We start from the raw sequence: 21,432 nt of genomic DNA on the forward strand, positions 1-21,432 counted from the left end.
TGTGCCCATCGTGAGGTATGGCACTGACAATCCGTTCTGACCTGCGCTTTTGCTTCGATCGAAGGTTCGCGTTAGTTTTTGCACTGACCAGTCAGTTCAAAAACAGGGGACGGGGAATCCGTGGGTGGGGTCGATGTCACGGCCGAGGACTTCGGGGTCAGGGGGCCGCGCGGCTGGGCGTTCCGGGGGATCTCCCTGGACGCCGGGCCCGGGTCGCTGATCGCCGTCGAGGGGCCGTCGGGGTCCGGGCGTACGAGCCTGCTGCTCGCGCTGACCGGGCGGATGAAGGCGTCCGAAGGGACCGCCGCCGTGGGCGGGTTGACGCTGCCGAAGCAGTCGGCGGCCGTGCGGCGGATCAGCGCACCGGCCAATGTCGCCGGGGTCACCGATCTCGATGCGGCGCTGACCGTCGGGGAGCATCTGCGCGAACGGGCCGTGCTGCAACTGCGGTTCGGGGACTCCGTGCGCGGGCTGCTGCGGCCACGGTCCGAGCGGGCGATCGAGACGGGGCTGCGCATCGAGGACGCCGTCACCGCCGCCGGCTTCGACCGCGAGGCACTGCCCAAGGGCTCCCGGACCGCCGTACGGGATCTGGAACGGCCGCAGGAGCTGCGGCTGTCCATCGCGCTGGCGCTCATCGGGCGGCCGGCCCTGCTCGCCGTGGACGACGTCGATCTCAAGCTCTCGGACGACGAACGGGCGGAGATCTGGGACCTGTTGAGGTCCCTCGCGGATTCCGGAACGACTGTCGTGGCAGTGTCCGCCGAAGGAACGGAGAAGGCCGATGCACGCGCCACGACTGGCCGCGCTTGAGCTCAGGCGCTTCGGCAGGGGCAAGCTGCCGCGCGCCGCGCTCGTCGCCCTCCTGCTGCTGCCGCTGCTGTACGGCGCCCTGTACCTGTGGTCCTTCTGGGACCCGTACGGCCGCCTGGACCGCATCCCCGTGGCGCTCGTCAACGACGACAAGGGCGTCACCGCCGACGGGAAGAAGCTCGCCGTCGGCGACACCATCACCCAAGGACTGCTCGACAGCAGGACGTTCGAGTGGCACGAGGTGAGTGCGGCCACCGCGCGGAAGGGCGTCGAGGACGGCACGTACTACTTGTCCTTGACCATGCCGGCCGACTTCAGCCGGCGCATCGCCTCCAGTGCGGGCGACTCCCCAGAGACGGGCGCGCTCCAGGTGCGCACGAACGACGCGAACAACTACATCGTCGGCCAGATCTCCCGGACGGTGTTCAGCGAGGTGCGCTCGGCCGCGTCCACCAAGGCCTCGCGGACCTTCCTGGACCGGATCTTCGTGTCGTTCTCCGACATCCACGGGCAGACCGTGAAGGCGGCCGACGGCGCCGACCGGCTCAAGGGCGGCATCGGTACGGCCGAGGCGGGCTCCAAGGATCTCGCCGACGGCCTGAAGGACGCCAAGAAGGGCAGCAACAAGCTCTCCACGGGGCTGAAGAGGCTCGACACGGGCGCCGGTGACCTGGAGGACGGTTCGAAGCAGGTGGCGGCCGGGACGCAGACCCTGGCGGACACGGTCAACGGGGTCGCCGACAAGGTGGGGCCCTTCCTTGAGGACAACGAGAAGACCATCGGGGACACGGCCCAGTTGGTCGCCGACTCGGCCAGGACGATCCGCGCCAACCTGGGCACCCTGGTGAAGGCGGCCCCGGTCGCCGCCAAGGGTGCGCACGCGGCCTCGGACACCCTGGACGACGTCTACAGGGCGCGCTGCGAAACCGCCGTCCTTGACGACGCCGCCTGTCCCGACCTGAAGAAGGCCGCCCAGGCCGCCTCGGACGTGGCCAAGGTCGCCGACGACGTCGACAGCCTGGTGGCCGACCAGAACGGCGACCTGAAGAAGCTCGACACGAACCTGCGGACCCTCCAGACGCAGGCCCAGGCGCTCGCCGACCGCGCACCGCACCTCTCCGAGGACCTCGACGACGCGGTGGCCAGGATCGACAAGCTGAACGACGGCGCCGGGAAGGTCGCCGCGGGCGCCAAGACCCTGCACGCCGGGCTCGGCACGGCCAAGACCGGCGCGACCGCCCTGGACACCGGGGTCGGCAAGCTGAGGACGGGAGCCGTGGACCTCAGCGGCGGCCTGTACAAGCTCGCCGACGGCTCCGGGAAGCTCGCCGGCGGACTGCACGACGGCGCCGCCCGGATCCCCGACTACGACAAGCAGGACCGCGAGCAGCGCACCGGGGTCATGGCCGACCCGGTCCAACTGGCCTCCCAGGACCTGCACAAGGCGCCCAACTACGGCACCGGATTCGCCCCGTACTTCATCCCGCTGTCCCTGTGGGTGGGCGCGATGGTGGCGTACATGCTGATCGCGCCCATGAACCGGCGCGCGCTCGCCGCCGGTGCCCCGGCGCGGCGGATCGCGCTCGCGGGCTGGCTGCCGGTGATGGCGGTCGGGGTGCTCCAGACAGTGGCCCTGATGGCCGTACTGCACTGGGCGATCGGTCTGGAGATGGCGCACGCGGCCGGCACGGTCGGTTTCCTGTTCCTGGTGACGGCGTGCTTCGCGGCGATCGTGCAGTGGCTGAACGCGCGCTTCGGGGCGGCGGGCCGGATCCTCGTACTCGCCCTGCTGATGCTCCAGTTGACGTCGGCGGGCGGCACCTATCCGGTGCAGACCAGCCCGGGCTTCTTCAACGCGATCCACCCCTTCCTGCCGATGAGTTACGTGGTCGAGGCCCTACGGCGGCTCATCACGGGCGGCGGCCTGGAACCCGTGTGGCACGCGTGCGTGGTGCTCGTCGCCTTCACCGCGGGGGCGCTCGCGCTGACCGCGCTGTCGGCACGCCGCCGCCAGATGTGGACACTGGACCGGCTGCACCCGGAGCTGAGCCTGTGACCTCGCCCAGGACCTCGGCACCCGTGCCAAACACCGGAGCCGGGCCTGTGAGAATCAGGCCCATGGAAAGCAGCAGCACCCCGTCGGGCGGCAGCACGCGCCGCGAGGCCACCCGGCAGAAGCTCTACGAGGCGGCCGTCACGCTCATCGCCGAACAGGGCTTCTCGGCCACCACCGTGGACGAGATCGCCGAGCGTGCCGGGGTCGCGAAGGGCACCGTCTACTACAACTTCGCCAGCAAGTCCGTCCTCTTCGAGGAGCTGCTGCGACACGGCGTGGGCCTCCTCACCGCATCCCTGAGGGAGGCCGCCGAGCAGACCGCGCGGGACGGCGGCAGCAAGGTGGACGCCCTGGACGCGATGATCCGCGCGGGCCTCGGCTTCATCGCCCGCTACCCGTCCTTCACACAGCTCTACGTGGCCGAGCTGTGGCGCACCAACCGAGCCTGGCAGTCCACGCTCATGGTGGTGCGCCAGCAGGTGAACGCGGCCATCGAGGACGTGCTGCACGCGGGCGTGGCCAACGGCGAGTTCAGCCCCGAGATCGATGTCCGGCTGACGGCCGCCGCGCTGGTCGGGATGGTCCTGGTGGCCGCCCTGGACTGGCAGTCGTTCCAGCCGGAGCGCTCCCTGGACGACGTCCACTCGGCACTGTCCCGGCTGCTCCAGGGCCGGGTGAGCGGGGACCGCTGAGGCGGCACACAAGAAGAGCACGCACAGAAGCGCCGGTTCGTTGTGGCCGCGTCCCCCGCGGGCCGCCCCGAACCGGCGCTCCCTTGTGCTTCCCCCGTACGTTCCCCCTGTTGGAACCCCCGTTGGTCAGTCCCCCTGGGTTCCCCCGTGCCTCGCTTCCGCCGATGTTCCGGCGGAAGGAGCGGCCAAGGGCGCGGGCCCCGTTCCGCCGCCCCGTGTCGGCGGTACCGGAGCCGCGCCCCTTTCCGTGTCTCCACTCTCTCGTTCGCGCAGGTCGCGCCCCATCCGCGCGCGTACTCATCTCACTTCCTAGGTACGCATACTCAGCCGTGCGCACTCAGGCCCAGGACGCCCTGTTGCCGAGTGGTTACCATCACCTCCGTGTCCGTACTCCCCCTGGTCTTCACCAGCGGCTGGGCCAGCGGCATCAACGCCTACGCGGTGGTGCTGCTGCTCGGCGTCTTCGGCGCGACCGGGGTGAGCGACGCCGTCCCCGAGTCGCTGCAACGTCCTGAGGTCCTCGTCACAGCGGCCGTGCTGTTCCTGTGCGAGGCGGTCGCCGACAAGATCCCCTACGTCGACTCGATGTGGGACTCCGTTCACACCCTGATCCGGCCGGCCGCCGGGGCGTGGGTCGGCGCGGTGCTCGCCGGGCACAGCGGTTCGCTGAACGATGTGGCGGCGGGACTGATCGGCGGTTCGACGGCGCTGGCCAGCCATACGGTCAAGGCCGGGACACGGATGGCGATCAACACCTCGCCGGAGCCGTTCAGCAATGTGGTCATGAGTCTCGCCGAGGATCTCGGGGTCGGCGGGATCGTCGCGTTCGCGATGTTCCATCCGCAGGCGGCGGCGATCATCGCGGCCGCGCTGCTGACGGCCGGGCTGACGGTCCTGTTCTTCCTGGTCTCGCGGATCCGCCGGTTCCTGCGCCGCCGGGCCCAGCTCCGGGAGGAGAAACGGCTGGCCTCGCAGGTGGGAGGGCCACCGGACCGGCCGCCGTGGTGACGGCCCGTGACCGGACTGTCAGTGGCGGCCGATAAAGTCGCAGGCATGGCACGGATTGCGGTGATCGGCGCCGGCATGGGCGCGATGGCGGCCGCTGCCCGGCTGGCCGTCGCGGGCCACCGGGTGGCGGTGTACGAGCGTACGGAGACGTACGGCGGTGCGGTGCGCCGCTTCGAGCGGGACGGCTTCTCCTTCGACACCGGACCCGGGCTGCTGCCCGTGCCCGCGGTCTACCGCGACCTGTTCATCAAGACCGGCAAGGAGCCGCTGGAGGACCTGGTCGAGCTGGTCCAGGTCGACCCGTCCTCGCGGCACGTCTTCGCGGACGGCACGGAGGTGTCGCTGCCGAACGCCTCCCGCGCGGGCGTCGTCACAGCCCTGGACGAGGCACTGGGCGGCGGCGCGGGGCAGCGCTGGGGCGACTTCCTGATCCGGGCCCGCGAGGCCTGGGACCGCACCCGCAGGCCCCTCCTGGAGGAGCCGTTGTGGCCCAACTGGTCGGTGCTGGCCGAGCAGGAGCCCTATCCGGCGGTCCCGCACAAGAAACTCCTGCGCACGCGCCGGGCGAGCACCCTCGCCGAGATCGGCGCCTGGGAGCTGCGTGACGACCGCCTGACGGCCCTCCTGGAGAGCCACGCTCTCGCGTACGGCCTCGAACCCCGGACCGCTCCGGCGAGCGCGGCCGTGCTGCCGTACATGGAGCACGCCTTCGGCACCTGGTATGTGCGGGGCGGCATACGGGAGTTGGCGCGGGCGGTGTACGAGCGGTGTCTGGCGAGGAAGGTCGATTTCGTCTTCGGGGCCGAGGTGACCCGGGTCCTGGAGAAGGACGGGCGGGCGGCGGGGGTGGAGTTGGGCGACGGGACTGTGGTCGACGCGGACCATGTCGTGGCGGACGTGGACCCCGCGCGGCTGCGGGCTCTGACGGACCGTCCGCTGGACGGGGAGGGCGATGTGCGGGCCGATCCGGACTCGCCCCGGCCGGTGCGGCTCACGCTCCTGCTGGCCCTGCGCGGCCCGCGCGAGGCCGGAGCCGTCCACCGTACGGTGGTCCACGCCCCGGACCGCGAGGCGGAGTTGGACTTCCTGGCCTCCCCGGGCGGCGACGAGCCCCGCTGCCCCACGGTGACGGTGCTGCGCCCCGACGACCCCGCGCTGCGGCCGGACGGTGAGCACGAGTCGGCGGTGGTGTCGGCCGTGTTGTCGGGCGAGGCCGGCTGGGAGGAGGAGAGCACGGTCCGGAGTTACGCCGACTTCCTCCTCAAGGCCGCCGAGTCCGCCGTACCAGGGCTGCGGGAGCGCCTGTTGTGGCACGAGGTGCGCACACCCGGGGACACGGAGAGCGAGACCGGTGCCCGCTCGGGAGCCGTGCCCGCACCCTCGCTCGCCGCCGGCCGGGGCCGCTTCCTGCACCCCGCGAACACCACGCGTCTGCCCGGTCTCTACCGCGTCGGCGGCTGGTCGCACCCCGGTGGCGGGCTCCCGCACGCCGGTATGTCGGGCGCGCTGGTGACCGGGCTGATCGTGGAGGGACCGCAGTTCAGAGGGTCTCAGTAGGCTTCAGAAACGGTACTGCTCGTCGTAGCCGGGGCCCGACTGCGGCTGCTGCTGTTGCTGCTGGCCGTCGCCCTGGTAGTACTGCTGGTCCGCCGGGAGCTCGCTGCCGTAGGTCTCGTCGTTGCGCTGCTGCGGGACCCACACCCCGCCGGCCGGGGTCTCGCCGACATAGCCGTTGCCGTACTGGTCCTGCGTGTAGCCCTGCTGGGGATACTGCTGCTGGCCGTCGTAGCCCGTGTCGTACGTGGCGCCGCCGTAGGTCTGGGTGCCGATGTACGGGTCGGAGTAGGCCGCGTACTGCTGCTGGCCGGTCGTGTCGTAGCCGTACTGCTGCTGGTCGTAGCCCGCGTAGGTGTCGTAGCCGTACTGCTGCTGGTCGGCCGCCGCGTAGGCCTGGTCCTGGGTCTGGCCGGCCGCCGCTGCCGCGTAGGCCTGGTCCGTGCCCGCGTAGTTCGGGTCGGCGGCGTTCGCGTAGGCGGTGGCGCTGTAGACGCCGTAGGAGCCGGTGTCGTCCGGCAGGGGCTGCGGCTCGTAGACCGAGGTGGTCTCGGCGGCCGTGGGGTCGAGCGGCCGGTTCGGGGTGAAGACGTCGTCCCGGTCGTAGTCGTCGTCCGCGCCGAAGTCGGACTTGTTCTGGCCGTACTCCTGGAAGGCGGGCTGGGAGCCGGTCGAGTCGAGGCCGGAGGCTTCCAGACCCGGGTCCTGCTCGTCCGGTTCGCCGCCGCGGCGCATGAAGCCGCCGGCGCCCGGTCGCCCGGAGACCGCCCAGCCGGCTTCGAAGCCGCGGCGGAACGACAGGGTGACGTAGGTCTGGCCGATGGCGAAGGCCACCGCGCCCAGTCCGATCACGACTACGGAGGGCATGAGAACGCCGAGCACGACGCCCAGGAAGCCGACGAAGGCGAGCAGTCGCCAGCGCAACCGCGCCTTGTACTGCAGCAGCACCTCGCCGAGCAACCACAGTGCGACGATGCCGAACGCGATGTAGAGGACCGTCCAGCCCATGTACGCCCCTCTCCCAGTGGCCGCTACGCAGTGTGTCGTATGTCCGGGCGGCCGGTCTAGGCCTGCGGTGGGTGGTGCAGGCCCAGGTTCTCGTAGATTTCCAGCGTCGCCGTGGAGTTGTTGAGCGTGATGAAGTGCAGTCCGGGCACTCCCTCGGCCAGCAGCCGGGCGCAGAACTCCGTGGCGAAGTCGATCCCGATCGAGCGTACAGCCGCCGGATCGTCTTTGGCTGTGAGGATTCGCTCTTTCAGAGCGTCCGGGATGACGGCGTTGCTGAGCTGCGGCAACCGCTCCAGCATCCGCACGCTGGTCACCGGCATGACCTCGGGGATGACCGGTGTGGCACAGCCTGCCGCCTCGACGCGGTCGCGCAGGCGAAGATAGGACTCCGGGCGGAAGAACATCTGGGTGATCGCGTAGTCGGCGCCGGCCCGGCACTTGTCGACGAAGTGCCGCACGTCCGTGTCCCAGTCCGGGGAGCGCGGGTGCAGCTCCGGGAAGGCGGCGACGCCGACGCAGAAGTCGCCCGACTCCTTGATGAGCCGGACCAGTTCGGCCGCGTAGGTCAGGCCCTGCGGGTGCGCCACCCAGTCGGCCATGGGGTCGCCGGGCGGGTCGCCGCGCACGGCGAGGATGTTGCGGATCCCGGCGTCGGCGTACTGGCCGATGATGTTGCGCAGTTCGGCGACGGAGTGGTCGACCGCGGTGAGATGGGCGACCGGGGTGAGCGTGGTGTCGGCGACGATCTGCTCGGTCTCCTTGACGGTGCCCGCGCGGGTCGAACCGCCGGCGCCGTAGGTCACGGAGACGAAGTCGGGGGCGACCGCCTCGACCCTCCGCAGCGCGCTCCACAGGCTTCGCTCACCCTTGGGGGTCTTCGGCGCGGAGAACTCGAACGAGTACGTGTTCTTCCCGGTCGCGAGCATGTCACGCACCTTCCGTGCGCGATCAGTCCTGGTGGATGCGATTCCGAAGGCCATACCCGCAGGTTAGTCAGGGGACGGCGGTCACCCAACCGGAACCGGAAATTTGCCCGATTTGTCGTCCCCTTGTCCACCCACCGGACAAAAGCGCGACACCCGGACGGCTCTCAGAGCTGCCGCAGCCGCTTCGCGAACTCGGCCGCCGCCGCGCCCGGGTCGCCGGCCTCCGTGATCGCCCGTACGACGACGACCCGGCGGGCGCCCGCTTCGAGCACCTCGTCGAGGTTGCCGAGGTCGATGCCGCCGATGGCGAACCAGGGGCGGTCGGTGCCCAGGGCGGCCGTGTACCGGACCAGGTCGAGGCCGGGGGCGTGGCGGCCGGGCTTGGTGGGGGTCGGCCAGCAGGGGCCCGCGCAGAAGTAGTCCACGCCCTCCTGGACGGCGGCCGCGGCGGCCTCCGCCTCCGCGTGCGTGGAGCGGCCGATCAGGACGTCGTCGCCGAGAATCGCGCGGGCCGCGGGGACCGGGAGGTCGCCCTGGCCCAGGTGCAGTACCTCGGCACCGGCGGCGTGGGCGACGTCCGCGCGGTCGTTGACCGCGAGCAGTCGCCCGTGCCGGGCGCAGGCGTCGGCGAACACCTGGAGGTGCTCCAGCTCCTCGGCGGCCTCCATGCCCTTGTCTCGCAGCTGCACGATGTCGACCCCGCCGGCCAGGACCGCGTCCAGGAACTCCGCGAGGTCGCCCTGGCGGCTGCGGGCGTCCGTGCAGAGGTAGACCCGGGCGTCGGCGAGTTCCGCGCGTACGGCGGCTGCGGTGTCGGGCATGCGTGTGTCCCCCGTTGTCGTTCGTCGTCGTTGCGCGGTGGTGCGGTGTACGGGCCGCGGGCGGGCGCGCCGCGGCCCGTACACCGGTCGGTCGTCCGGGTCGGCCGGTCGTCCGGGTCAGACGGCGAGCGCCTGGGCGCGGCGCTTCACCTCCGTGCCGCGATTCTCGCTCAGGGCCTGCGCGGGGGTGCCGGGCAGGCTGGGGTCGGGGGTGAAGAGCCACTCCAGCATCTCTTCGTCGGAGAAGCCGTCGTCCCGCAGGAGCGTCAGGGTCCCCGCGAGGCCCTTGACGACCTTCTGCTCGGCCCCGTCGATGAAGGCGGCGGGGACGTGCAGCGCGCGGTTCTCACCACGGCGTACGGCGATGACTTGGCCGTCCTTGACCAGCTGCCGCACGCGTGTCACCTCGACATCGAGCATCTCTGCGATGTCGGGCAGCGTGAGCCAGGCGGGGACGAGAGCATCAATCTTTGCGTCAATCTCGGTCACGCAAACAGCGTGCCATCCCGGACCGACAGTCGGAAGTCGGGCCGGTCCGACCCGGGGTCACGAACTAGGCGATAGCGGCTTTCATCGGCAGAGAAGGGTCCGCCAGCGGCCCGGGATTCATCGGGGTGCCCGACTCGATCAGACGGCGGCCCTGGGCCAGGTCACGGGGGCGGCCGACCGCGAGAAGGGCCACCAGGCGGTCCTCGCGCAGCCAGCAGACGGTCCAGGCCGGGGTGGCCGGGTCGCCGCGCCACAGGATCGTGTCGGCGGACGCGTGATGGCCGACGTACTGGACGAAGCGGCCGAACTGCTCGGACCAGAAGTAGGGCACCGGGTCGTAGACCGCCGGGGTCTGGCCGACGATGTTCGCGGCGACCGTGCGCGGGCCCTGGAGGGCGTTGTCCCAGTGGTGGACGAGAAGTCGCTCGCCGTACCTTCCCGAAGGGAAGGAGGCGCAGTCGCCGACCGCGTAGGCGTCCGGCACCGAGGTGCGCAGCCGGTCGTCGGCCACGACCTCGCGGTGGACGCCCAGCTCGACGCCGGAGTCCGCGAGCCAGCCGGTGGCGGGGCGGGCGCCGATGCCGACCACGACGGCGCCCGCGGGCAGCCGGGTGCCGTCGTCGAGGACCACGGCGCCGGGTTCGACGCGCTCCACGCGCGTGTGCGTGCGCAGCACGGCACCGGCGTCCGCGTACCAGGCGGCCATCGGCGCGGCCACCTCGGCGGGCAGCGCGCCGGCGAGCGGCCGGTCGGCGGCTTCCACGACGGTCACCGCGCAGCCCGCCTCGCGCGCGGCGGTGGCGAACTCCGCGCCGATCCAGCCGGCGCCCACGACCACGACGTCGTGCTGCCGGGTGAGCACCGGCCGCAGCCGCTCGGCGTCGTCCAGGGTGCGCAGCAGATGCACCCCGGGAATGCCGTCGGCGCCCGGGAGCCGGATCGGTTCGGCACCGGTGGCGAGGACGAGGACGTCGTAGGGCACCGGGCCCTCGGCGGTGTCCAGTTCGTGGTCTCCGGGGCGCAGGCCCGACACCTCTCGCCCGAGCCGGAGTTCGATGCCGAGTGCCTCGAAGTCGACGTCGAAGGCGGAGCCCTCGGCCTTGCCGAGCAGGACGGCCTTGGACAGCGGCGGCCGGTCGTAGGGCTGATGGGGTTCGGCGCCGAGAAGGGTGATGCTGCCGGTGAAGCCCTGTTCGCGCAGGGCGACCGCGGTCTGCACCCCGGCCATGCCCGCCCCGACGACGACCACGCGCCGTCCCGCTCCCGCGTCCTGTCCCCGCGTCTGCTCGCTCATCCGATCACCATAGACACCTGACAAAACGTCAGTCAGGGGGCGCGTTCAGTGACCTGTTCCACAACACTCGTCCCGCTGCCCAACTGCGACTCCCACTCCCACGTCTCGTCGAGGCGGATGCGGCCGTCGGACAGCTCGACGACTTCGGACACGCAGTGCCCTGAGGACGTCGTCCCGTCCGTCTTCAGCTGCACGTACCGGAAGTCGAGACGGTCCCCCGCGCGCGTGCCGACGAGATGCCCGCGTACGACGTCGCCGCCCGCGTACTCGGCCCAGATCTCGCCGTCCTTCTCGTGGTACGCGAACCGGGTGCGGGTGCCGACCTGACCCGGTGCCTGGTCCGCGACGGGGGCGAGGACGAGACCGTCGAGCGAGCGGGCCATGGACGGAGGCTCCCTTACTGGGACATGGGGTACGGGCTAGGGTGGCCAACGTACAAGCACTCGCGGGAGTCCGGACGCACTGGGCTGAGAGGGAGGCTGGCGGCCTCCGACCGTACGAACCTGATCCGGGTCATGCCGGCGAAGGGAGGGGCTGGACGCCCATGCCTACACGTACGTCAGACGTCCTCGTCGTCGGGGGCGGGATCATCGGCCTGGTCACGGCCTGGCGGGCCGCGCAACGCGGGTTGGCCACCGCCGTCGTGGACCCCGAGCCGGGCGGCGGGGCCGCCCAGGTGGCCGCCGGGATGCTGGCCGCCGTAACGGAACTGCACTACGGCGAGCAGACCCTGCTCGCCCTCAACCTGGCCTCGGCGCACCGCTACCCGGACTTCGCCGCCGAGCTGACCGACCTCACCGGCCTCGACCTCGGCTACCGGCGCTGCGGCACCCTCGCCGTCGCCCTGGACGCCGACGACCGCGCCCATCTGCGTGAACTGCACGCCCTGCAGCAGCAGTCGGGCCTGGACTCCGAGTGGCTCTCCGGGCGCGAGTGCCGGCGCCTGGAGCCGATGCTCGCGCCGGGTGTGCGCGGGGGGCTCCGGGTCGACGGGGACCACCAGGTCGACCCGCGGCGGCTGGCGCGGGCGCTGGTGGCCGCCTGTGAGCGCGCCGGGGTCGCCTTCCACCGGACGTGGGCCGAGCGGCTCACGGTCGGGCGGGACCGCGCCACAGGGGTCGTCACGCGTGAGGGGGAAGCGCTGGGCGCGGACCAGGTGGTGCTCGCCGGCGGCAGCCTCAGCGGGCGGCTGGCCGGGGTCCCCGACGACGTCCTGCCGCCCGTACGGCCCGTGAAGGGGCAGGTGCTGCGGCTGACCGTGCCGGAGCGGTACGCGCCGTTCCTGAGCCGGACCGTGCGGGCCGTGGTGCGCGGCAGCCACGTCTACCTGGTGCCGCGCGAGAACGGCGAGCTGGTCGTCGGCGCGACCAGCGAGGAACTGGGCTGGGACACCACGGTGACCGCGGGCGGCGTCTACGAACTGCTGCGCGACGCCCACGAGTTGGTCCCCGGGATCACCGAACTGCCGCTCACCGAGACCCGGGCAGGCCTGCGCCCCGGCTCCCCCGACAACGCGCCCCTGCTCGGCCCGACCACACTCCCGGGGCTGCTGCTGGCCACCGGGCACTACCGCAACGGCGTACTGCTCACGCCGGTCACCGGTGACGCCCTCGCGCACGCGCTGGCCACCGGTGAACTCCCGGACGAGGCAAGCCCGTTCACCCCGAAGCGGTTCGCCCGCAGAGAACGCACGGCACTCGTGGAGCAGCCCGCATGAACGTCTCCGTCAACGGAGAGCCCCGGGAGATCGCTCCCGGCACCGCTCTCGACGCCCTCGTGCGCACCCTGGCCCCGTCGCCCTCCGGGGTGGCCGCCGCCCTCAACGAAACCGTCGTCCCGCGCGCGCAGTGGCCCTCGACCTCCCTCTCCGAGGGGGACCGCGTCGAGGTCCTCACCGCCGTCCAAGGAGGCTGACCCATGGCCGACGACCCCTTCGTCCTCGGTGGTACGTCCTTCACGTCCCGGTTGATCATGGGCACCGGGGGCGCGCCCAGCCTCGACGTCCTGGAGCGCGCGCTGGTGGCCTCCGGGACGGAGCTCACGACGGTCGCGATGCGCCGCGTCGACGCTTCCGTGCACGGTTCGGTGCTGTCCGTCCTGGAACGGCTCGGCATCCGGGTGCTGCCCAACACCGCAGGCTGCTTCACGGCCGGCGAGGCGGTGCTGACGGCGCGGCTGGCGCGGGAGGCGCTCGGGACGTCACTGGTCAAACTTGAGGTGATCGCGGACGAGCGCACCCTGCTGCCCGACCCGATCGAGCTGCTCGACGCCGCCGAGACCCTGGTCGACGACGGCTTCACGGTGCTGCCGTACACGAACGACGACCCCGTCCTCGCGCGGAAGCTGGAGGACGTCGGGTGCGCGGCGATCATGCCGCTGGGGTCGCCGATCGGCTCCGGGCTCGGGATCCGCAACCCGCACAACTTCCAGCTGATCACCGAGCACGCCCGCGTGCCGGTGATTCTGGACGCGGGGGCGGGCACGGCGTCCGACGCGGCGTTCGCGATGGAGCTGGGGTGCGCGGGTGTGATGCTCGCCTCGGCGGTGACGCGGGCGCAGGAGCCGGTGCTGATGGCGTCCGCGATGCGCAGCGCGGTGGAGGCGGGGCGGCTGGCGTTCCGGGCGGGGCGTATCCCCCGTAGGCACTTCGCCGAGGCGTCGTCTCCGACGACCGGCCTGGCCCGTCTGGACCCCGAACGGCCGGCGTTCTGAACTCCCGCTCCCCAGCGTGCGATCCGTCACAGCTCGGCTGCAGTACCGCCCCGAAACTGGCCGAAAAGGCGGTGCTGTCAGCCTCGGCTCGTACACTCACCTGCGTGGATACGACCCTTCATGACCCTCTCGTCGGGCAGCTGCTCGACGGCCGCTATCGCGTCGACGCGCGGATCGCCGTCGGCGGGATGGCCACGGTCTACCGGGCCGTGGACACCCGCCTGGACCGGGTTCTCGCGCTCAAGGTGATGCACCCGACGCTGGCGGCCGACGCCTCCTTCGTGGACCGTTTCATCCGCGAGGCCAAGTCGGTGGCGCGGCTGGCGCATCCGAACGTGGTGCAGGTCTTCGACCAGGGCGCCCAGGGGGCGTACGTCTATCTGGCGATGGAGTACGTCGCCGGCTGCACCCTGCGGGACGTGCTGCGCGAGCGCGGGGCGCTGCAGCCGCGGGCCGCGCTGGACATCCTGGAGCCGGTGCTGGCCGCGCTGGGTGCCGCGCACCGGGCCGGGTTCGTGCACCGGGACATGAAGCCGGAGAACGTGCTCATAGGGGACGACGGCCGGGTCAAGGTCGCCGACTTCGGGCTGGTCCGGTCCGTGGACACGGTCACCAGCACCACGGAGAACGTGCTCGGCACGGTCTCGTATCTCGCGCCGGAGCAGATCGAGGGCGGCACGGCGTCCCCACGGGTCGACGTGTACGCGTGCGGTGTCGTCCTGTACGAGATGCTCACCGGCCAGAAGCCGCACGACGGGGACTCCCCCGCGATCGTGCTCTACAAGCACCTGCACGAGGACGTCCCGCCGCCCTCGGCCGTCGTCCCCGGGCTGGCGTACGAGCTGGACGAGCTGGTCGCCACGGCCACCGCGCGCACCCCCGACATCCGGCCGTACGACGCGGTCTCGCTGTTCGGTCTGGTCCGCGAGGCGCGGGCGGGGCTGAGCGACGAGCAGTTGGACGCGGTGCCGCCGCAGGCACTGACCTCGGAACATCCCGACTCCGAGAACCGTACGAGTGTGATCCCGCGCTCGCTGACCGTGCCGCGTCCGCTGCCGGTCAACGAGGACGACGAGCCCGGTGACCCGTTCAACCGGACCAGCCGGTTCGAGAGCGGGCCGCCGCTGCCGCCCCGGCGGCGCGAAGCGCGGCGGCCCCGGCGCGGGCTGCTGGCGGTCATTGCCGCCGTCCTGCTGATCATCGGGGTCGGGACGGGCGTCTGGTACATCAACTCCGGCCAGTTCACCGAGGTCCCGCCGCTGCTGGCCAAGACCGAGGCGCAGGCGAAGGAGCGGCTGAAGGAGGCCGGTCTCGACGTCAAGTCGGTCAAGCACGCCTACAGCGACACCGTGAAGCGCGGCACGGTCATCAGCACCGACCCGGTGGCCGGCGCCCGCATCCGGGACAACGACTCGGTGGCCCTGACCATCTCGGACGGACCCGAGACCGTGAAGGTGCCCGATCTGACGGGCTACGCCCTGGCCAAGGCGCAGGCCCTGCTCAGGACGGACGGACTTGCGGCCGGCATGGTCACCAGGGAGTTCAGCGACGACGTCCCCAAGGGCTTCGTGATCAGCACGGACCCCGAGGCGGGCACCGAGCGCCACGCGGGCTCCGCGATAGCCCTGACCGTCAGCAAGGGCAGCGCGGTCGACGTGCCCGACGTCACCGGTGAGGACCTGGACGAGGCGAAGTCGGACCTCCAGGAGGCCGGTCTCACGGTGAAGGTGTCGGACACCGAGGTCACCTCGGAGTACGACGCGGGCCAGGTCGCCCAGCAGACCCCGGCCGGCGACAGCCGGGCCGCCTCGGGCGACACGGTGACGCTGACCCTGTCCAAGGGCCCGGAGATGGTCGAGGTCCCGAGCGTGGTCGGCGCGAGCGTCGACGCGGCGACGAAGCTCCTTGAGGAGTCCGGCTTCAAGGTCGAGGAGGACCGCGGGCTGCTCGGCCTGTTCGGCGACACCGTGAAGAAACAGTCCGTGGACGCGGGCGAACAGGCACCCAAGGGGTCGACGATCACGATCACCATCCGGTGACGGGGGCGGCACGCGCGCGTGACACCCTGGACGTGTGAGCAGCGCGTCCCCCTCCCGCATCCCTTCCCGCAACCCCGTCGGCGGCCATGTCCCGGTGGCCGGCGGTCTCCACTCCGTGGGGCTGTCCTACGCCCGTGAGCTGGCCGCCGAGACCGTGCAGGTCTTCGTCGCCAACCCGCGCGGCTGGGCGACACCGGTCGGGAACCCGCGCCAGGACAAGGAGTTCCGCGCGGTGTGCGAGGCCGAGTCCATCCCGGCGTACGTGCACGCGCCGTACCTGATCAACTTCGGCTCGCACACCGAGGCCACCGTGGAGAAGTCGGTGGAGTCGCTGCGGCACTCGCTCCGGCGGGGACGGGAGATCGGCGCGCTCGGTGTGGTCGTGCACACCGGTAGCGCGACGGGCGGGCGGGAGCGGGCGGTGGCGCTGGCCCAGGTACGGGAGCATCTGCTGCCGCTGCTCGACGAGTTGACCCACGACGACGATCCGTTCCTGCTGCTGGAGTCCACGGCCGGCCAGGGTTCCTCCCTCTGCTCCCGGACCTGGGACTTCGGGCCGTACTTCGAGGCGCTGGACGCCCATCCGAAGCTGGGCGTGTGCCTGGACACGTGCCACATCTTCGCCGCCGGGCACGACCTGACCGGTCCGAGCGGGATGCACCAGACGCTCGACCTGCTGGTGGACACGGTCGGCCAGGGACGGCTGAAACTGATCCACGCCAACGACTCCAAGGACGTCGTCGGCGCCCACAAGGACCGCCACGAGAACATCGGCTCCGGGCACATCGGCGAGGATCCGTTCCGCGCGCTGATGACCCACCCGGCGACCGAGGGCGTACCGCTGATCATCGAGACGCCCGGCGGCAAGGAAGGGCACGCGGCGGACGTGGAGCGGCTGAAGAAGCTCAGGGACTCATAGTTCGGGACCCTCGCCGGGCCCCTCCTGGTACGAGTACCGCTGTTCCTTCCACGGGTCCCCGACGTTGTGGTACCCGCGTTCCTCCCAGAAGCCGCGCCGGTCGGCCGTCATGTACTCGACGCCCCGGACCCACTTCGGGCCCTTCCAGGCGTACAGGTGGGGGACGACCAGGCGGAGCGGGAAGCCGTGTTCGGCGGTGAGGAGTTCGCCGTCCTTGTGGGTGGCGAAGATGGTGCCGTCGGCGGCGAAGTCGGCGAGCCGGAGGTTGGCGCTGAAGCCGTACTCCGCCCAGACCATGACGTGGGTGACGGCGGGTGACGGCGGGGCGGTCTCCAGGATGGTGCGGGCGGGGATGCCGCCCCATTCGGCGCCCAGCATGCTGAACTTCGTGACGCAGTGCAGATCGGCCACGACCGAGTCGTAGGGCAGAGCCGTGAACTCTTCGTGGTTCCAGCAGTGCTTGTCGCCGTCGGCGGTGGCGCCGAAGACCCTGAACTCCCAGCGCTCGGGGCGGAACTTGGGGACCGGGCCGTAGTGGGTGACCGGCCAGCCGCGCTGAAGTCGCTGGCCGGGCGGCAGCTCGGACTGTTCGACCCCTCTCTGACCCATGGCTCCATCCTGACAGACGGGGGCCGGTGCACATGACCGGCTCTGGGCGGATTCGGGCAACTCCTACTAAGCATGCACTTACTGGACGACCTCTTCGCGCCGGTGCAATCATGCGGCGCAACCCGCCAGTTCCCTTGTTTTGGAAGGAGCCTCTGCGATGCAGGGCGACCCCGAGGTCCTCGAGTTCCTGAACGAGCAGCTCACCGGTGAGCTGACCGCGATCAACCAGTACTGGCTGCACTACCGCATCCAGGACAACAACGGCTGGACCAAGCTCGCCAAGTACACGCGTGAAGAATCCATCGACGAGATGAAGCACGCGGACAGGATCACCGAGCGCATCCTGATGCTCGACGGCCTGCCCAACTACCAGCGGCTGTTCCACGTCCGGGTCGGTCAGACGGTCACCGAGATGTTCCAGGCGGACCGGCAGGTGGAGGTCGAGGCGATCGACCGCCTCAAGCGGGGTATCGAGGTGATGCGCGCGAAGGGCGACGTCACGTCGGCGAACATCTTCGAGGACATCCTCGAGGACGAGGAGCACCACATCGACTACCTGGACACGCAGCTGCAGCTGATCGAGCAGCTCGGCGAGGCGCTCTACATCGCGCAGCAGATCGAGCAGCCCAGCTAGGGTCCGCCCCTAAGCGGCTTCGTCCAGTTCGGCGAAGACCGGCGCGCCCTCTTCCGCGAGATCGCGGCGCGGGCAGCTGCCGCGGCCGAGGATCGCCTGGATCCGGCGGACGCACGAACCGCAGTCGGTACCGGCCTTGCAGGCGGAGGCGATCTGGCGGGGCGTGCAGGCACCCCCACCCGCGTGCTCCTGGACCTGCGCCTCGGTCACCTGGAAGCAGCTGCAGACATACACGCGGATTCACCTCCCGCCGGAACTTGATAAGGCCAACCTAACCTTACCCGGCCCGCAGGTCCTGCAAAAGTGCCGTGGGGCGGGGATCGTATGTGATCCCCGCCCCACGGCACTCTGCTGTAACAGGTGAACCGGCTACTGGTCCCTGTACATCTCTGCGACCAGGAAGGCCAGGTCGAGGGACTGGCTGCGGTTCAGGCGCGGGTCGCAGGCCGTCTCGTAGCGCTGGTGCAGGTCGTCGACGAAGATCTCGTCGCCGCCGCCCACGCACTCGGTGACATCGTCACCGGTGAGCTCGACGTGGATGCCGCCCGGATGGGTGCCGAGGCCCTTGTGGACCTCGAAGAAGCCCTTCACCTCGTCGAGCACGTCGTCGAAGCGGCGGGTCTTGTGACCGGAGGCCGCCTCGTACGTGTTGCCGTGCATCGGGTCGGTGATCCAGGCGACGGTCGCGCCGGACGCGGTGACCTTCTCGACCAGCTCGGGCAGCTTGTCGCGGACCTTGTCCGCGCCCATCCGCACGATGAAGGTGAGCCGGCCGGGCTCGCGGTCCGGGTCGAGGCGCTCGATGTACTGCAGCGCGTCCTCGGCGGTCGTCGTCGGGCCGAGCTTGATGCCGATCGGGTTGCGGATCTGGGAGGCGAACTCGATGTGCGCGCCGTCCAGCTGCCGTGTGCGCTCGCCGATCCACACCATGTGCCCGGAAACGTCGTAGAGCCTGCCGGTGCGGGAGTCGACCCTGGTCAGGGCCGATTCGTAGTCCAGCAGCAGCGCCTCGTGCGAGGAGTAGAACTCGACGGTCTTGAACTCCTCCGGGTCGGTCCCGCAGGCCCGCATGAAGTTCAGCGCGTTGTCGATCTCACGGGCCAGCTGCTCGTAGCGCTGGCCGGAGGGGGACGACTTCACGAAGTCCTGGTTCCAGGCGTGCACCTGGCGCAGGTCGGCGTAGCCGCCGGTGGTGAAGGCGCGCACCAGGTTGAGCGTGGAGGCGGACGCGTTGTACATCCGCTTCAGGCGCTCGGGGTCCGGGATACGGGCCTCTTCGGTGAAGGCGAAGCCGTTGACGGAGTCGCCCCGGTAGGTCGGGAGCGTCACCCCGTCGCGGGTCTCGGTCGACTTGGAGCGCGGCTTGGAGTACTGGCCGGCGATACGGCCGACCTTGACCACCGGCACCGAGGCGGCGTACGTCAGTACGGCGCCCATCTGGAGCAGGGTCTTCAGCTTGTTGCGGATGTGGTCGGCGGACACCGCGTCGAAGGCCTCGGCGCAGTCGCCGCCCTGGAGGAGGAACGCCTCTCCCTTGGCGACGGCCGCCAACCGGGCACGCAGCTGGTCGCACTCGCCCGCGAAGACGAGCGGCGGATACGACGCGAGGTCCGCGATCACTGCGCGCAGAGCCTCGGTGTCGGGGTACTCGGGCTGCTGCGCCGCGGGCAGGTCTCGCCAGGTGTTGCCAGCGCTGGCGCTGGTCTTAGCGTTCACGGTCACGGACTCAACATTACGGGGTCGTGTCGCCCGGTTTTCGCACGGCTCGACAGGTGAGACACCCGCACGCTCAGGTGCGCGTGGGGTAGGGTGCCTCGCATGTTCGCGCATTCGACCCAGAACTGGTGGTGGACCGCTCATCCGGCGGCCCACTGACTGCGCGTACTCCCAGTACTTCGCGAAGGCCGCCCGAGGGGCGGCCTTCGGCGTTTCCGGGGTCGTTCCTCCTCCATCGATGGCAGAGGAACCATGGACCTGACACAGCTGCTGAACGACGACCGACCGTTCGCCCTGCTGCGCCGCCGCACGCCGGGCCACGACGAGAACACGGTAGAGGTCTTCCTCGGCCCGGTCTCCACCCACGACCGCCTCGCCGACCTCCCCGCCGAGGGCCTGGCCCTGATCCCCTACCGCCAGATCCGCGAGCGCGGCTTCGACGTCCGCGACGACGGCACTCCCCTGGCCTTCCTCACCCCCGAGGAGTCGTACGGCATCCCGCTCGCCGACGCGCTGGACCAGCTGCCCGCGCACGACGTGCGGGTCGAGGGCGGTGGCTTCGACGTCGGCGACGAGGCGTACGGGGAGATCGTCGGGCGGGTGCTACGGGAGGAGATCGGGCGCGGCGAGGGCGCCAACTTCGTCATCCGGCGGACGTACGAGGGCGAGATCCCGGGGTACGGCCGGGCCGACGCGCTGGCGCTGTTCCGGCGGCTGCTGGTGGGTGAGCGGGGCGCGTACTGGACGTTCGTCGTGCACACCGGGGAGCGGACGCTTGTGGGCGCGAGCCCCGAGGTGCACGTCCGGATGTCCGGCGGGACGGTCGTCATGAACCCGATCAGCGGGACGTACCGCTATCCGGCGGAGGGGCCCACGCCCGGGCATCTGTTGGATTTCCTCGCCGACGGCAAGGAGATCGAGGAGCTGTCGATGGTCGTCGACGAGGAGCTCAAGATGATGTGCACGGTCGGCGACATGGGCGGGGTCGTGGTCGGGCCCCGGCTGAAGGAGATGGCCCATCTCGCGCACACCGAGTACGAGTTGCGCGGCAAGTCCTCGCTGGACGTGCGGGAGGTCCTGAAGGAGACCATGTTCGCGGCGACCGTCACCGGGTCGCCGGTGCAGAACGCCTGCCGGGTGATCGAGCGGCACGAGGCCGGCGGGCGCGGCTACTACGGCGCCGCGCTGGCCCTGCTCGGCCACGACTCCGGCGGTGCCCAGACCCTCGACTCGCCCATCCTCATCCGCACCGCCGACATCGACCCGGCCGGGCGGCTGCGGGTCCCGGTCGGCGCCACCCTCGTGCGCGGTTCCGACCCGGCGAGCGAGGTCGCGGAGACCCACGCGAAGGCGGCGGGCGTCCTGGCGGCTCTCGGCGTACGACCGTCCCGGCCGCGCGAGGAGGGCACGCGCCCCCGGCTGGCCGACGACCCCAGGGTGCGGGCCGCGCTCGACGGGCGCCGCTCCTCCCTGGCCCCCTTCTGGCTGCGGATGCAGGAGCGGTCCGAGGAGCTGAGCGGGCACGCGCTGGTCGTCGACGGGGAGGACACCTTCACGGCGATGCTCGCGCACGTGCTGCGGTCGAGCGGCCTGGAGGTGACTGTGCGCCGGTACGACGAGGCGGGGCTGCGGGAGGCGGTGCTCGCGCACGAGGGGCCCGTGGTGCTGGGCCCCGGACCGGGCGACCCTTCGGACAGGTCCGACCCGAAGATGCGGTTCCTGCGGGCGCTGACCGCCGAGTGTCTCCGCGAGAACCGGCACGGCGTCCTGGGCGTGTGCCTCGGGCACGAACTGATCGCGGCGGAGCTGGGGTTGGAGATCGTACGCAAGGAGGTTCCGTACCAGGGTGCGCAGACGACGGTCGATCTGTTCGGGCGGGAGGAGACCGTCGGCTTCTACAACAGCTTCGTGGCGCGCTGCGACGACGAGGCCGCCGCCGAGCTGGGGGCCCACGGTGTGGAGGTGAGCCGTAGCGCGAGTGGTGAGGTGCATGCGCTGCGGGGGCCGGGGTTCGCCGGCGTCCAGTTCCACCCGGAGTCGGTGCTGACGCTCAACGGGGCAGCTGTCGTACGGGAGTTGGTGGGGCAGTTGCGCGGGACGAGCGCGAGGGCGGCGGAGCGCCGGACGGGCTGAGTTGCCCGG

Annotated in this window: 22 protein-coding genes and 1 riboswitch; of the genes, 13 read left to right on the forward strand and 9 right to left on the reverse strand. The window is 71.1% G+C overall.

Going from position 1 to position 21,432, the window contains the following annotated elements:
* Positions 1–120: 120 nt before the first annotated feature.
* From AB0I51_RS37995 to AB0I51_RS38015, 5 genes are all read left to right on the forward strand, one after another.
* Positions 121–813, forward strand: coding sequence for an ATP-binding cassette domain-containing protein (locus tag AB0I51_RS37995; RefSeq protein ID WP_362982948.1), 693 nt, complete (start codon positions 121–123; stop codon positions 811–813).
* Entirely contained in the window at positions 785–2,869 is a 2,085-nt protein-coding gene (locus tag AB0I51_RS38000; RefSeq protein WP_362982949.1) for a YhgE/Pip domain-containing protein, read from the forward strand. Before AB0I51_RS37995 ends, AB0I51_RS38000 begins: the two co-directional genes overlap by 29 nt.
* A 62-nt stretch (positions 2,870–2,931) precedes the next feature.
* Positions 2,932–3,561 carry a TetR/AcrR family transcriptional regulator gene (locus AB0I51_RS38005; RefSeq protein ID WP_093625738.1) on the forward strand — a complete coding sequence of 210 codons (630 nt, stop codon included), beginning with the start codon at positions 2,932–2,934 and terminating at the stop codon, positions 3,559–3,561.
* A gap of 381 nt (positions 3,562–3,942) precedes the next feature.
* On the forward strand, positions 3,943–4,569 hold the full coding sequence (locus AB0I51_RS38010) for a DUF4126 domain-containing protein (RefSeq protein WP_362982950.1): 627 nt from the start codon (positions 3,943–3,945) through the stop codon (positions 4,567–4,569).
* A gap of 45 nt (positions 4,570–4,614) precedes the next feature.
* Positions 4,615–6,126, forward strand: a complete 1,512-nt coding sequence (locus AB0I51_RS38015; protein WP_362982951.1) for an NAD(P)/FAD-dependent oxidoreductase — start codon at positions 4,615–4,617, stop codon at positions 6,124–6,126.
* A gap of 3 nt (positions 6,127–6,129) precedes the next feature.
* On the opposite strand, the gene AB0I51_RS38020 is transcribed toward AB0I51_RS38015, so the two are convergent.
* The 6 genes from AB0I51_RS38020 to AB0I51_RS38045 all read right to left on the reverse strand — a co-directional run bounded on the left by AB0I51_RS38020 (position 6,130) and on the right by AB0I51_RS38045 (position 11,044).
* Positions 6,130–7,131: a hypothetical protein gene (locus tag AB0I51_RS38020; RefSeq protein WP_362982952.1), complete on the reverse strand. Its 1,002-nt coding sequence runs from the start codon at positions 7,129–7,131 to the stop codon at positions 6,130–6,132.
* Between the two features lie 56 nt (positions 7,132–7,187).
* Entirely contained in the window at positions 7,188–8,111 is a 924-nt protein-coding gene (metF, locus tag AB0I51_RS38025; RefSeq protein WP_362982953.1) for a methylenetetrahydrofolate reductase [NAD(P)H], read from the reverse strand.
* 110 nt (positions 8,112–8,221) lie between these two features.
* Positions 8,222–8,878, reverse strand: a complete 657-nt coding sequence (thiE, locus tag AB0I51_RS38030) for a thiamine phosphate synthase (RefSeq protein WP_362982954.1) — start codon at positions 8,876–8,878, stop codon at positions 8,222–8,224.
* A gap of 117 nt (positions 8,879–8,995) precedes the next feature.
* A complete protein-coding gene (locus AB0I51_RS38035; RefSeq protein ID WP_362982955.1) occupies positions 8,996–9,367 on the reverse strand; it encodes an Rv2175c family DNA-binding protein in 372 nt (123 codons plus the stop codon).
* A 64-nt stretch (positions 9,368–9,431) separates the two neighbouring features.
* Positions 9,432–10,661 carry an FAD-dependent oxidoreductase gene (locus tag AB0I51_RS38040; protein ID WP_362982956.1) on the reverse strand — a complete coding sequence of 410 codons (1,230 nt, stop codon included), beginning with the start codon at positions 10,659–10,661 and terminating at the stop codon, positions 9,432–9,434.
* A gap of 32 nt (positions 10,662–10,693) precedes the next feature.
* Positions 10,694–11,044, reverse strand: coding sequence for a hypothetical protein (locus AB0I51_RS38045; RefSeq protein WP_362982957.1), 351 nt, complete (start codon positions 11,042–11,044; stop codon positions 10,694–10,696).
* A 52-nt stretch (positions 11,045–11,096) separates the two neighbouring features.
* Positions 11,097–11,208, forward strand: a riboswitch (TPP riboswitch).
* On the opposite strand from AB0I51_RS38045, the gene thiO reads away from it, so the two are divergent.
* From thiO to AB0I51_RS38070, 5 genes are all read left to right on the forward strand, one after another.
* Complete coding sequence (gene thiO, locus AB0I51_RS38050) at positions 11,206–12,378, forward strand: glycine oxidase ThiO (RefSeq protein WP_362982958.1); 1,173 nt, start codon at positions 11,206–11,208, stop codon at positions 12,376–12,378. It overlaps the preceding riboswitch by 3 nt.
* On the forward strand, positions 12,375–12,575 hold the full coding sequence (gene thiS / locus AB0I51_RS38055; protein WP_362982959.1) for a sulfur carrier protein ThiS: 201 nt from the start codon (positions 12,375–12,377) through the stop codon (positions 12,573–12,575). The genes thiO and thiS overlap by 4 nt, the downstream gene beginning before the upstream one ends.
* Before the next feature lie 3 nt (positions 12,576–12,578).
* A complete protein-coding gene (locus AB0I51_RS38060; protein WP_362982960.1) occupies positions 12,579–13,373 on the forward strand; it encodes a thiazole synthase in 795 nt (264 codons plus the stop codon).
* 104 nt (positions 13,374–13,477) lie between these two features.
* Entirely contained in the window at positions 13,478–15,412 is a 1,935-nt protein-coding gene (pknB, locus tag AB0I51_RS38065; RefSeq protein ID WP_362982961.1) for a Stk1 family PASTA domain-containing Ser/Thr kinase, read from the forward strand.
* A gap of 34 nt (positions 15,413–15,446) precedes the next feature.
* Complete coding sequence (locus AB0I51_RS38070; RefSeq protein ID WP_362982962.1) at positions 15,447–16,331, forward strand: deoxyribonuclease IV; 885 nt, start codon at positions 15,447–15,449, stop codon at positions 16,329–16,331.
* Here the strand turns inward: AB0I51_RS38070 and AB0I51_RS38075 are convergent.
* On the reverse strand, positions 16,326–16,940 hold the full coding sequence (locus AB0I51_RS38075; RefSeq protein WP_362982963.1) for a sulfite oxidase-like oxidoreductase: 615 nt from the start codon (positions 16,938–16,940) through the stop codon (positions 16,326–16,328). The two genes, AB0I51_RS38070 and AB0I51_RS38075, sit on opposite strands and share 6 nt — an antisense overlap.
* 157 nt (positions 16,941–17,097) lie before the next feature.
* On the opposite strand from AB0I51_RS38075, the gene bfr reads away from it, so the two are divergent.
* A complete protein-coding gene (gene bfr, locus AB0I51_RS38080) occupies positions 17,098–17,574 on the forward strand; it encodes a bacterioferritin (protein ID WP_019067787.1) in 477 nt (158 codons plus the stop codon).
* A gap of 9 nt (positions 17,575–17,583) precedes the next feature.
* Here bfr and AB0I51_RS38085 read toward each other — a convergent pair whose 3' ends face one another.
* Both AB0I51_RS38085 and AB0I51_RS38090 read right to left on the reverse strand, forming a co-directional pair.
* A complete protein-coding gene (locus tag AB0I51_RS38085; protein ID WP_362982964.1) occupies positions 17,584–17,808 on the reverse strand; it encodes a (2Fe-2S)-binding protein in 225 nt (74 codons plus the stop codon).
* Positions 17,809–17,943: 135 nt separating this feature from the next.
* The gene (locus tag AB0I51_RS38090; protein WP_317885065.1) at positions 17,944–19,296 is read right to left on the reverse strand and encodes a class II 3-deoxy-7-phosphoheptulonate synthase; all 1,353 of its coding nucleotides are present in this window, start codon (positions 19,294–19,296) and stop codon (positions 17,944–17,946) included.
* A gap of 96 nt (positions 19,297–19,392) precedes the next feature.
* On the opposite strand from AB0I51_RS38090, the gene AB0I51_RS38095 reads away from it, so the two are divergent.
* Together AB0I51_RS38095 and AB0I51_RS38100 are read left to right on the forward strand one after the other, a co-directional pair.
* Positions 19,393–19,449 (forward strand): trp operon leader peptide, encoded by a 57-nt coding sequence (locus tag AB0I51_RS38095; RefSeq protein ID WP_071528813.1) that lies wholly within the window; start codon positions 19,393–19,395, stop codon positions 19,447–19,449.
* A 93-nt stretch (positions 19,450–19,542) separates the two neighbouring features.
* Positions 19,543–21,423: an anthranilate synthase family protein gene (locus AB0I51_RS38100; protein ID WP_362982965.1), complete on the forward strand. Its 1,881-nt coding sequence runs from the start codon at positions 19,543–19,545 to the stop codon at positions 21,421–21,423.
* Positions 21,424–21,432 lie beyond the last annotated feature (9 nt).

The sequence above is a fragment of the Streptomyces sp. NPDC050549 genome, assembly GCF_040655035.1.
Lineage (GTDB): Bacteria > Actinomycetota > Actinomycetes > Streptomycetales > Streptomycetaceae > Streptomyces.

What these genes read in the sequence shown, in the direction of transcription:
- AB0I51_RS38000 (WP_362982949.1), top strand. Translation starts at nt 785, where the DNA reads ATGCACGCGCCACGACTGGCCGCGCTTGAGCTCAGGCGCTTCGGCAGG.
- AB0I51_RS38005 (WP_093625738.1), top strand. Translation starts at nt 2,932, where the DNA reads ATGGAAAGCAGCAGCACCCCGTCGGGCGGCAGCACGCGCCGCGAGGCC.
- AB0I51_RS38015 (WP_362982951.1), top strand. Translation starts at nt 4,615, where the DNA reads ATGGCACGGATTGCGGTGATCGGCGCCGGCATGGGCGCGATGGCGGCC.
- AB0I51_RS38020 (WP_362982952.1), bottom strand. Translation starts at nt 7,131, where the DNA reads ATGGGCTGGACGGTCCTCTACATCGCGTTCGGCATCGTCGCACTGTGG.
- metF (WP_362982953.1), bottom strand. Translation starts at nt 8,111, where the DNA reads ATGGCCTTCGGAATCGCATCCACCAGGACTGATCGCGCACGGAAGGTG.
- thiE (WP_362982954.1), bottom strand. Translation starts at nt 8,878, where the DNA reads ATGCCCGACACCGCAGCCGCCGTACGCGCGGAACTCGCCGACGCCCGG.
- AB0I51_RS38040 (WP_362982956.1), bottom strand. Translation starts at nt 10,661, where the DNA reads ATGAGCGAGCAGACGCGGGGACAGGACGCGGGAGCGGGACGGCGCGTG.
- AB0I51_RS38045 (WP_362982957.1), bottom strand. Translation starts at nt 11,044, where the DNA reads ATGGCCCGCTCGCTCGACGGTCTCGTCCTCGCCCCCGTCGCGGACCAG.
- thiO (WP_362982958.1), top strand. Translation starts at nt 11,206, where the DNA reads ATGCCTACACGTACGTCAGACGTCCTCGTCGTCGGGGGCGGGATCATC.
- thiS (WP_362982959.1), top strand. Translation starts at nt 12,375, where the DNA reads ATGAACGTCTCCGTCAACGGAGAGCCCCGGGAGATCGCTCCCGGCACC.
- AB0I51_RS38060 (WP_362982960.1), top strand. Translation starts at nt 12,579, where the DNA reads ATGGCCGACGACCCCTTCGTCCTCGGTGGTACGTCCTTCACGTCCCGG.
- AB0I51_RS38075 (WP_362982963.1), bottom strand. Translation starts at nt 16,940, where the DNA reads ATGGGTCAGAGAGGGGTCGAACAGTCCGAGCTGCCGCCCGGCCAGCGA.
- bfr (WP_019067787.1), top strand. Translation starts at nt 17,098, where the DNA reads ATGCAGGGCGACCCCGAGGTCCTCGAGTTCCTGAACGAGCAGCTCACC.
- AB0I51_RS38100 (WP_362982965.1), top strand. Translation starts at nt 19,543, where the DNA reads ATGGACCTGACACAGCTGCTGAACGACGACCGACCGTTCGCCCTGCTG.